Here is an 11,544-nt window from a genome sequence, read left to right as displayed (position 1 = left end):
ATCACCGACGTTGCCGAAACCCTCATCACCATTGCCGCCTCAGCTACCCTCCTGCGCCGATGGCAATGAACCAACCCCCTTCTCAAACGCGCTCTCAGACAATACTCGTTGACTTAAACCGGCGCGACGGGCGATTTCGGGAATAGATATGTCGTCAGATATCGACATGTCTATGATGTCCTTGGCCGAGTATATCCGACTCAAATCGATCTCGCGATAGTGCGAATGAAGCGTGCCATTGTCAGATATCAAGATCGAATTGACAGTCTGTACGAGTCCGATTGCCCGGGACGCCGCATTGACTGAATCCGATTTATACTGGGTGCGCAGATGGGATGCTTCCGAGCAAAGGTTCGCAGTCTGGGTCTCCGAGCGCATGAGATAGACGTTGAGGCCAAACGAACTCACCACCCGAAATGACCTGCCGTCGCCCACGGGCAGATCGGCATGGGCAAGTTCCGTGCGCTGGCGGACCAGCATCCATTCAGAGTTGTCGGCAAAGCGAAGCCTGGCGGGACCATAGTGCTTCGCATCTCCGGCAAGCTCGCCGTATTGCACGTTGAACAAGCACACTGCCGGCGCGGTCAATTTCAATGACGCGCAATCCGTCGAAGTTCCCCTTATGAGAAATAGAATGTACTGGCCAGGATCCGGTACATGGAATCTCGATCTGATTTTTTCAGAGACATACTGATCAAAGATCATGTCCGTGTTGCCGGCGGATCTCATCGATGGAAACTCCTAAGCTCGCCTTGTCGTCAAATTGATCATCGATTGCTTGCCGGTTGGACGCGGGTGCGGGCGACAGACGATGCAGCGGCGGGCTCGGCCGCAACTGGCCGGCCGGAGCTGGCGCCGCCGCGCCCGGGCGCCTGACGTCCGCGGACCGTTGCCGGCACGCCGAAGCCGTCTGATGCCGTGCGCGCGGCAAACCCGCACCTGTCCCTCATCTGCCTTCCTGTCGATCGGTGCCGCTCGCGCGCGAAGGCGTCTGTTACGTATTCGAGTGGATCAGGTCCAGAGATATCCACAAATCAAAACAAAATTCAAATAATCATAAAACGAATGCGCCCAAGGCTCGTCATATCTTTGCGACATCGCGGCTTCAATAATTGACAGTACCTCGCGATTCGGGCATCAAGTGGCGAGTGATGAGGTAATTACTTACAGAAAGCCTTCAAGAATATTAGAAAGCTAACGGGTTCGTCAGATATCTTGCATTTCGCTTGCGTCTGTTGGGGGAGGGGCGTGAGCCGTCGCTGAAGGTCGGGGCACCGGTCAGGCCGGGCCGCCAGAATCAAAGGTTGTGTCTATGTTCCGCAGTCGCTTTTTCACCCGCACCCTGCTCGCCACCACGGCACTGAGCGGGGTTGTCCTTGTCGGTTGTGTCGCGCACGCGGGGGAGCTCCCGACGGGCGGACAGGTTGCCGCGGGTCAGGTCAGGATCCAGCAGTCGGGCGGGGCGATGACCGTCACCCAGGGCTCCGACCGGGCGATCGTCAACTGGAATGGGTTCTCGATCGGACAGGGCAACTCGGTGACGTTCGCCCAGCCGGGATCGCAGTCGGCGATCCTGAACCGTGTCACCGGTTCAACGCCGTCCAGCATCGCCGGCACCCTCTCCGCCAACGGCCAGGTCTACGTGGTCAATCCGAACGGCATCGCGATCACCCCGTCGGGGCGGGTCGACGCGCGGGGCGGCTTCGTGGCCTCGACCCTGGGGGTCGCGGATTCGGACTTTCTGGCCGGCCGGCTCCGCTTCAAGGGGAACGGGGCGTCCGCGCCGGTCACCAACTCCGGCACGATCACCGTCGGCCGCGGCGGCTATGCCGCGCTCATCGGCGGCACGGTGAAGAACGACGGGGTGATCTCGGTTCCGCTGGGCAAGGTCGGGCTCGGATCGGGTGAGGAGGCTGCCCTGGACCTGTCCGGCGACGGCTTCCTGCAGGTGGCGGTGCCGACCAGAAACGGCGCGGAGGGCAACGGGGCGCTGGTGGAAAGCGGCGGCCGGATCTCCGCCGACGGCGGCTCGGTGGTGATCAGCGCGGCGACGGCGCGTCAGGCGGCGCGTCAGGCGGTGAACATCTCCGGCGAGGTCGAGGCCCGGACGGTCGGAGGGCGCGACGGCGCGATCGTCATCGGCGGCGGCGCCGGCGGCGCGGTCAGCGTCTCCGGCAAGGTGCGGGCGACGGCGGAGGCGGGCAAGGGCGGCAAGATCACGGTGACGGGCCGCGCCGTCGCGCTGAAGGCGGCGGAGGTGGACGCGTCGGGCGCCGACGGCGGCGGCAGCGTCCGCATCGGCGGCGACTGGCAGGGCTCCGGCGGCCTGCAGCGGGCGGAGCAGACCTCGGTCGACGCCGCAAGCGTGATCCGGGCGGACGCGACGGTCGCCGGCGACGGCGGCCGCGTGGTGGTGTGGGCCGACGACCTGACGACCTTCGAGGGCCTCATCACCGCGCGCGGCGCCGGCCATGGCGCCGGCGGCGACGCCGAGGTGTCGGGCAAGGCGCGGCTGGCCTACGCCGGCTTGACGGACCTGCGGGCGCAGGACGGGACGGCAGGGACGCTGCTGCTCGACCCCTACGATCTGACCATCACGTCTGCTCCCAGCTTCGGACTGTCGGGCTTCAGCTCGGCCGCCGACAGCTCCAATCTCAACGTCGGTGCGCTCAACTTAGCGCTGACCGGCGCAAATATCGTCGTCCAGACGGGAAGTGGTGGAGGCCAGCCCGGAGATATAACTGTCCTTGGCCAGATCGATATCCCCGACGGTCGCGAGCTGGTCCTCAGGGCACATCGCCATGTCAACCTCGGCGGAAATATAAATTACCTTGGATCCGGGGCCCGTTTCGTCGTCAGGGCCGACTCGGACGCAAATAACGACGGGCTCATATATATAATTAACGGAGCGCAGCTCATCGGCGCGGCAGGAACCTCGGAGTTTTACTATTCAATGCCGGGCGCCACCAGCGCGAGGTACACGTTCCCAATATCTTTCGATGCGTTCGGTGCGGGAAGCAAAACGGGCTACATGCTGGTCAATAATGTCAATGACCTGCAGTTCGTCCGTGATCACCCAACCAAGAATTTCGCGCTCGGAAAAGATATCGATGCGAGCGTGACCAGCGGATGGGCCGGTGGCTTCGATCCGATACGCAATTATACCGGCGCCTTCGACGGTCAAGGTTATAAAATATCGAATCTGACTATAAACCGTCCCGGGGATGTCGGTGTAGGGTTGTTTGGAAATATCAACAACGCCATTGGCAGCGGCGGTACTACAGGTGTTGTGAAGAACGTTCATCTCGTCAATGCCAATATAATCGGGAATAATTCCACCGGAGGTATCGCCGGAGAAAGTGCCGGGATCATACTCAACGTAACCACCACAGGGCATATACAAGGACAAGACAACGTCGGAGGTATTGTTGGATGGCTGCATGATATTGGAACCGTCAATTATTCTAAAATCTATGCCACAATTAGCGGAATTGCTAATATTGGAGGGATTGCAGGTCAGCTCAATGCCGCTGGTAACATAGTTCGATATGCTGGATTTTCGGGAAATGTTAAAGGAACTGTCAGTGTAGGGGGTATTGCCGGGTTGTCGCGTGGCTTGACGGAGTATGTATACGTAAATGGTACTATTAGTAGGAATGATGGAGCCGATCCATATAGCGGTGGAATTGTCGGTTTTCTTGTTGACGGTCGTATAAATCAAGCAACTGCAACGCCTGCGATCACTTTTAGTTCACAATCGAGTTTCAGGCGGGGAATTATCGCTGGATTAGTGCAAAATTCCATTGTTACGAATGTTGTGTATAATACAGAGAGATTCTCTACTGGTATTGTGATCTACGAGCATACTGGATTAACTGAAGCGCAACTTATTGCTGCAACGAACGCTGAGTTTAACGACAGAAATGCGTTTATGACCAAAGGTCTGGCGGCGGGGTTCGATTTCACTTCGACGTGGGCTCCGACAACCGGCAACGCGCCCGGGCTCTACACCATCGATCCGATCATGTGGATCAGGGAGGCGAACGGGACGCAGACTTATGGCGACACGACGACCTCCGCCGTCGGCTCGTTGTGGTCGGGCGCGCCGGATGTCTATCAGCTCGGCATCAAGAAAACCTATCAGCTCGGCATCAAGAACATTGGCAACGTCTCGGTTTCCGTGGCGCAGACGCTGGCTGCCAGCGGCACAGAGTCCGTCGGGACCACGGCTGCAGCTCGGAACATCAGCTGGAGTGCGACCGACACGACTGGACTGGGCTGGGCTATCCTGTTTGACGGGTCGCTGACGAACACGATCAACAAGCGTCCGATTTCCCTTACCGCGGACGACAAAAGCAAAACCTACGGGAGCGCAAACCCGGCGCTCACCTACACCGTGACCGCGGGCAATCTCGTCAACGGCAATACGATTGGGCTTACGACGGCGGCGACCGCGTCGTCACCGGTCGGAAACAACTATGACATCAACCACATCGACAACTCGAACTACCTCATCACCTATACGGTGGGAAAACTCGCCATCACGCCGGCGCCGCTGACGGTGACGGCGAATGCGGCGAACAAGACCTATGACGGACTTGCCTACACCGGCGGCAACGGGGTGACGTACAGCGGGTTCGTGAACAGTGAGACGCAATCTGTCCTCGGCGGTGCCCTGGTCTATGGCGGCAACTCCCAGGGGGCGGTGAACGTCGGGTCCACCTACCAGATCACGCCGTCCGGCTACGTGTCGGGCAACTACGCGATCTTCTATGCGTCGGGAACCCTGACGGTGACCCAGGCGCCGCTGACGGTGACGGCGAACGCGGCGAGCAAGACCTACGATGGGCTCGCCTACAGCGGCGGCAACGGGGTGACGTACAGCGGGTTCGTGAACAGTGAGACGGACTCCGTCCTCAGCGGGGCCCTGGTCTATGGCGGCAACTCCCAGGGGGCCGTGAACGTCGGGTCGTCCTACCAGATCACGCCGTCCGGCTACGTGTCGGGCAACTACGCGATCTTCTATGCGTCGGGAACCCTGACGGTGACCAAGGCGCCGCTGACGGTGACGGCGAACGCGGCGAACAAGACCTACGATGGGCTCGCCTACAGCGGCGGCAACGGGGTGACGTACAGCGGGTTCGTGCTCACTGAGTCGGTCTCCAACCTTGGCGGGGCCCTGGTCTATGGCGGCGACTCCCAGGGGGCGGTGAACGCCGGGACCTACGGGATCATGGGGTCCGGCTACACGTCGGACAACTACGCGATCTCCTATGCGCAGGGAACCCTGACGGTGGCCCAGGCGCCGCTGACGGTGACGGCGAACGCGGCCAGCAAGACCTATGACGGACTTGCCTACACCGGCGGCAACGGGGTGACGTACAGCGGGTTCGTGAACAGTGAGACGGACTCCGTCCTCGGCGGGGCCCTGGTCTACGGCGGCACGGCCCAGGGGGCGGTGAACGCCGGGACCTACGGGATCATGGGGTCCGGCTACGTGTCGGGCAACTACGCGATCACCTATGCGCAGGGAACCCTGACGGTGGCCCAGGCGCCGCTGACGGTGACGGCGAACGCGGCCAGCAAGACCTACGACGGGCTTGCCTACAGCGGCGGCAACGGGGTGACGTACAGCGGGTTCGTGAACAGTGAGACGGACTCCGTCCTCGGCGGGGCCCTGGTCTACGGCGGCGACTCCCAGGGGGCGGTGAACGTCGGATCCTACGGGATCACGGGGTCCGGCTACACGTCGGGCAACTACGCGATCTCCTACACGCCGGGGACGCTGACGGTGGCGCGGGCGCCGCTGACCGTGACGGCGAACGCGGCGAACAAGACCTACGACGGGCTCGCCTACAGCGGCGGCAACGGGGTGAGCTACACCGGGCTGGCGAACGGCGAGACGGGCGCCGTGCTGGGCGGGACGCTGGTCTACGGCGGCACCTCCCAGGGTGCGGTGAACGTCGGCTCCTACGGGGTCACGGTGGCGGGCTACACGTCCGGGAACTACACGATCTCCTACGCGCCGGGCACCCTGACGGTGGCGCGGGCGTCGCTGACGGTGACGGCGAACAGCGACACCAAGGTCTATGACGGCCTGCCCTTCTCCGGCGGGAACGGCGTGACCTATTCCGGTTTTGCCAACGGTGAAACGGCGGCAAGTCTTGGCGGGGCGCTCGTCTATGGCGGCAGCGCGCAGGGGGCGGTCGACTTTGGCACCTACAGCATCACCGCGGCCGGACTGACGTCCGGCAACTACCAGATCGCGTACCTCGCCGGCACGCTGACGATCGACGGGAGTTCGCCGAACGGTCCGGGTGGCGGCGGCGACCCGACCGTTCCCTACGAGCCGGGTGTCGGCGGCGACCCCTACGTCCCGTCCAATCCCGTCTTTCCGGGCGTTCCCCAGATCGTCGGGGCAACGCCCACGGAAGCGGCCGCCGGGGTGACCGCGATGTCCGGTGCGTCCAGCCTGATCGTTACGGGTTCGTTGCTCGGTGGCACCGAGACCCAGCAGGTCGGAGGGGCTGCGGCCCAGCGGAGCGGAACGGTGTTCGGACGCGGCGGCTCACCGTCCGCGCAGAGAACCGAGTTCCTCACCTACGCAGGCAGCGACGGAGAGATCGTTGCCTCCGTCGGAGAAGATCCGTGTATGGGCATGAGCGAGCTGAGCGGCGCATGCGGACAGCAGTAGACAGGATCGAGATTCAAGCTGTGGGCGCGGCTCTCTTTGGAAGTAAATTGCGATGAAGCACTGTCAATCTCGTGCAGACCGGAAGAAATGGCCTCTCGGACTGCTGACGCTCGGCCTTGCCGGCGGGCTCTGGGTGTCGCCTGCCTCGGCCCAGACGGCAGGTCAGATCGTCCAGCCCACCTATGCCCCTCCTATGGAGAAGGCAGCCGGGGGCGGGTTCGATCTTCCCGGCTCGGTCGGACTGACCGCTCCCGCCGGGGCCGACGCCGTCTTCGTGTCGCCGTCCGACCTCGTCGTGGAGGGTGAGCTGCCGCGGCTGGCGGCTGCCTCCGAGGCCGCACGGGCGCGGATCGCGGGGCGCCGGGTTTCGGCCGCCGAACTGTTCGAGGCGGCAGCTGCTCTCGAGGCCGCCTACGCGCGGGAGGGTTACCTCCTCGTGCGTGTCAGCCTGCCCCCGCAAGTCGTCCGCGACGGCATGCCGGTTCGGTTCGTCGTCACGGACGGCTATGTGGAAGCCATCGATGTGTCGGCGTTGTCGCCGCACGTGAAAGGCAGAGTGTACGGAACGCTCGAGCCCCTCGTCGGCAAGCGAGGCGTCCGCAAGGCCGAACTCGAGCGTCGCCTGCTTCTGGCGACCGACACCGCGGGCGCCAATCTGCGGTCGACCCTGAAGGCGGGTGCCACCGCGGGAGGGACGGTCATCGTCGTCAACGGCACCTATCGGCCGGTCCAGGGCGGGATTGGCGTCAACAACGGGCTTTCGCAGAATCTGGGGACGGTGAGCGCCGGCGCGAACGTGCGCTTCAACAGTCTCTTCGGGCTTGGAGAGACGGCCTATTTCAGCGTGAACGGCTATCCCGGCACCGACGACGCCAACATGCTCTCGTCGGATCCGCGCAATCGGCAGATCGCAGCCGGGTTCATTCTGCCGCTCGGCCACGACGGGGCCTGGCTGAACATCGAAGGCGTCGACAGCCAGACCAATCCGGACAACGATTACGGCTTTCTCATCAGCGACCATTTCCAGCGCCTCTCGACGCGACTGGGCTATGAGCTGGTCCGCTCGCGCGACGTCAATCTGACCGTCTCCGCCATATTCGATGTCACCAACGAAACGCAGACGCTGGTGGTGCCGGGGGAGCAGGTGCCGTTTTCCGAGGACAGGCTCCGGGTGATCCGCCTGCAACAGGAGGGCTCGTGGCTGTTCGGAGCGAGCAGCCAGCTGTCGGGTACGGCGACGTTCTCGGTCGGCCTGGACGCGTTTGGCGCCAGAAGCGGCACCGATGACCTGCCTCTCAGCCGCTACGGCGCCCAACCCAATTTCCAGAAGCTCGCGGGGTCGCTCAATTACTCGCAGCGGATCCTCAACGGCCTTGCCCTCTTCCAGGTGTCCGCAGTCGCGCAGACGTCGTTTGCCAAGGCATTGCCTGCATCCGAACAGATCAGCATCGGCGGCGCCGGGCAGATTTCATCCTACGACCAGGGAACGGTGAGCGGGGATACCGGCGCGGTCGGCCGGCTGGAAGTATCGATGCCGGTACAGATGCCCAATTTCGGCGCTGCCAAGTGGCTCGATACGACGATCTGGCCATACGCCTTTGCCGCGGCCGGTATCGTCCAGCTGGAAGACCCGACGGCGTTCGAAACCAGTACAGAACAAGCTGCCGCCGTCGGACTGGGACTACGGATAGCCTTGAACGAAGCGAGCGGGCTCAGAAACGCTGTCGTGAGCCTGGAATATGCTCATGGCTCCGATTCGGTGGTCGGACATCAGGATCGAGTAAACTTATCGGTGGGCGCATCTTTCTGAAGATATTCGTGGATGTGAAAAATGGCCATTTACTCAAGTCATTTCGATGTAGGGACGTTGCCTGGTCCGGAGCTCTGGGAAAATGTCGCCAGTCGCTTCAAGGCGGCGTCCAGCCGTGGAAAGACGGTGTGCATCATCATCCATCTCAATTGCTATTACGAGATCAGCGTTCTGCATGGCGTGAACGCCGCCGAGGCGGTGATAAATGCCGCCGAGTCACGGCTCATGGCGATGCTCGGAAAGCAGTATTTTGTCGGACGGGTCGGTATCGAGCAGTTCCTGATCTACGTCTCGATTGAAAATGGAAACCTCTTCCAGACGAAGGAAGTCGAGGGCTGGCTTTCGCGCATAGAACTCGACGTGAGCAACGTCGGAGGGGGCGTGCATGTGGATTGCATGTACGGAATTTCCGAAGACATCGACGAATCCAGTGATCTCCAGGAACTGTTGAAATCCGCGGTGCTCGCGCTGAGAGGAGCCAAATCGTCGAGGCGGCGCGTCGCGCGGCTGATTCCGAGTTCAATCTGGTCGATGGGGCATTTTCTCTGGAAAAAATCTGAATACGAAAGCGCCATGAAGAACAATGAATTTGAACTCCACTTTCAGGCGCAGGTGGATATTCTGACAAACAAGATCGTCTGTGCCGAAGGTCTGCTTCGTTGGAACCACCCCCAGCTGGGTTTGTTGCCGCCGGGGGATTTCCTCCCGAACTTGAATGCGATCGATGACGGGGACCTGTCCCTGCGCCTCGGGGAGTGGGTGGTCAGCAAAAGCATCGACGAGCTCGTTCGGTTCAGGAGAAAAGAAAATCTATTCAAGGTTTCGGTAAATCTGTCGCCCCGGCAACTCGAGGACAGGGCCCATATCGAAAAGATCGTTGGGCTCATCGCGAAAAGCGGTCTGTTCGATAGCGTCGAGCTGGAAGTCTCCGAGAACGCGCTTCTCACAAACGATCCAGGGATCGTGGGGTCGCTGAAATATATTTCCGATTCGGGAATTACGCTGTCACTCGACGATTTTGGCACCGGGTTCGTTTCCCTGGCAAGCCTGAAGCTGTGCGAATTCAAGAAGATCAAAATAGACAGATCGTTTGTCAGCGGAATCGAAAGTGATTCTGTCAACAGATCGATCATAAGATCCATCATCAGTCTTGGGCGCGGCCTGTCTGCCGATGTCGTCGCGGAAGGCGTCGAAAATTATAAGCAACTCTGTTTTCTCCGCTCGGAGGGGTGCCGTTATACGCAGGGATTTTATCACACCAAGCCGATGCCGGCGGAGGGGTTTAACTGGATCCTCAGCAGGAACAACGAAGAGAGTTTGAGTTTGGCCTGGCAATGAATCCTATTTGCAAGATGCGGTCCGCTCGTTGCTGGAAGACAGGTGGCGATGGGACGCGAATGGCTGGAGAGCATGGCGTGCATTTGATTGGAAAGACGTTTTGGTTGATTTTCCTTTGTCTTGTCTTCGGCACCCCCGTGTCGGCGATGGCGCAGGTGCCGCCCGGCAAGCCGGCCACCACCGTCGCGGCCGACGATACGGCGCCATCTGCAACGACAGCCACTTACGGTGCCTGGTCGCTGCGCTGCGTCCGTGTGCGGGCTTCCGACGGCGGTGAAGGCTCCGATTCGGATGTCTGTGAAATTGTCGAGACCGTCCTTGCGGAAGGTGTCGCCGAGCCGATCGCCTATCTGGCCGTCGGTCCCGATGAGGACTCGCGTGATTTCCGTATTACCGCGGTGCTTCCGGTCAATGTGGATTTGCCGGGCGAGGTCTATCTCGGAACCGCAGCTCAAAACGACGCAGGCCGCCGAAATCTCGAATGGAAGCGGTGCTACGCGATGAAATGCTTCGCATCGGTCGCCTTAAGTGGAGAGGAGATCAAATCCTTTTCCTCGAAGGAGGCTGATCGTCCGAGCGGTATTTACTTTGTGGCCGCAGGGGGAAGTGTCGCTCAGGTCCCGGTCTCATGGGATGGGTTTTCGGAGGCTTTTGCGGCACTGAGTGCGAAGCGGAAGTAAGGGGCGCGCGCCAGGCGCATGGCTGCCGCTGCAGGGGCTGTCCGAGGGGGCAGGGACGGGTGCCGCGGATTGGTAGGCTTCGCGCGCCTGTCCCCGGGGTCGGTCGGGCCCATGCTGGTCAACGTGCGGGGCTTTCGGGGGGTGGGTGGACGCGTTCCGGCGCGGGTACCCGGCGCCTGTCGGGAGCATGGTGTCGGAGGACGGGCTTCGCGGAGCGGCGATGCCCGTCTCAGCGCGTCTGGGTGCGTGTTATCACCGTTTCCAGCAACGATGCTTTGCGCTACGCATGGTATTCGCGCCGGGGGCTGGCTGCGAGACAGTCTTCGCCTTGCGCCAGGGTGCTGAGCAGACGTACCGGGAGATCCGTGGCCGCCGCATGATGGTCTGGTTGGATCGCCGGCGCTCGATCGGGGCCGGGGGGTAGGCATAATGGCGTCGCCGGGGGCCCGGGCGAACCCACTCAGGACGAAAGGCTCAGATCAACAAGCATCATCTGTTCTGCGGCATCACCGCGGTGCGTCGCTTCATCGAAGAATGGCGGGGCAACGGCAGCTGCGGCCGGCCAGGCAGGGGCCTGGCCTGCCCGATGCCGACCGCCGTTGCACCCGTTCGGGAACGGACCAGCTGCTGGTCAGGGGCGGGGTTGTCAGCAAGGACGGAATGGGCGCGGAGCGACGTTACGGCTCTCCGGTTCGGAACGGAACGATCGGTGCGGGCGGGCCACGGCAGATGTTCTGTCAGATCCGCTCGGGACCGCCGCGAAAGGCGCGGGGCAGCTCCGACGAGTGATTGCTCGGTTCGTCGGTGGCGGCGCGAGGCCTGACGCTGCGGAGGATGGCGCGGGACTGCCGGCGTGTCTGAAACTCTCGCAGATGTTGGAGCGCCCCTTCGCCGGGGTTGGACGATCGAGCCATGCACATGAGAAGCTAGAGGTGGCTCGGTTTGTCTGAACAGTTTCCGGGCGATCGCTAAGTGGATTTCTGCCTTGGTTAGGCTGCCATCGTGATTGGTGGCAGCGCATT

5 protein-coding genes are annotated in these 11,544 nt (G+C 61.9%); 4 read left to right on the top strand and 1 reads right to left on the bottom strand.

Annotation, left to right across the window (positions count from 1 at the left end; translation table 11 throughout):
* Window positions 1-39: 39 nt before the first annotated feature.
* Window positions 40-729 carry a hypothetical protein gene (locus ACSSVZ_RS27180; protein ID WP_453974001.1) on the bottom strand — a complete coding sequence of 230 codons (690 nt, stop codon included), beginning with the start codon at window positions 727-729 and terminating at the stop codon, window positions 40-42.
* Between the two features lie 583 nt (window positions 730-1,312).
* Between ACSSVZ_RS27180 and ACSSVZ_RS27175 the strand changes: the two genes are divergently transcribed.
* Genes ACSSVZ_RS27175 through ACSSVZ_RS27160 form a run of 4 tightly spaced genes read left to right on the top strand, consistent with a single transcriptional unit; the run spans window position 1,313 to window position 10,522 of the window.
* Complete coding sequence (locus ACSSVZ_RS27175) at window positions 1,313-6,694, top strand: beta strand repeat-containing protein (protein ID WP_453974000.1); 5,382 nt, start codon at window positions 1,313-1,315, stop codon at window positions 6,692-6,694.
* Window positions 6,695-6,746: 52 nt separating this feature from the next.
* Window positions 6,747-8,504, top strand: a complete 1,758-nt coding sequence (locus tag ACSSVZ_RS27170) for a ShlB/FhaC/HecB family hemolysin secretion/activation protein (RefSeq protein ID WP_453973999.1) — start codon at window positions 6,747-6,749, stop codon at window positions 8,502-8,504.
* A 21-nt stretch (window positions 8,505-8,525) separates the two neighbouring features.
* Window positions 8,526-9,842, top strand: coding sequence for an EAL domain-containing protein (locus ACSSVZ_RS27165; RefSeq protein WP_453973998.1), 1,317 nt, complete (start codon window positions 8,526-8,528; stop codon window positions 9,840-9,842).
* Between the two features lie 59 nt (window positions 9,843-9,901).
* The gene (locus ACSSVZ_RS27160) at window positions 9,902-10,522 is read left to right on the top strand and encodes an invasion associated locus B family protein (protein WP_453973997.1); all 621 of its coding nucleotides are present in this window, start codon (window positions 9,902-9,904) and stop codon (window positions 10,520-10,522) included.
* The last annotated feature ends 1,022 nt before the right edge of the window (window positions 10,523-11,544 follow it).

This window comes from Amorphus sp. MBR-141 (assembly GCF_053628695.1).
The sequence above is the reverse complement of the archived record's forward strand: the minus strand, read 5'-3'. Positions and strand labels throughout refer to the sequence as shown.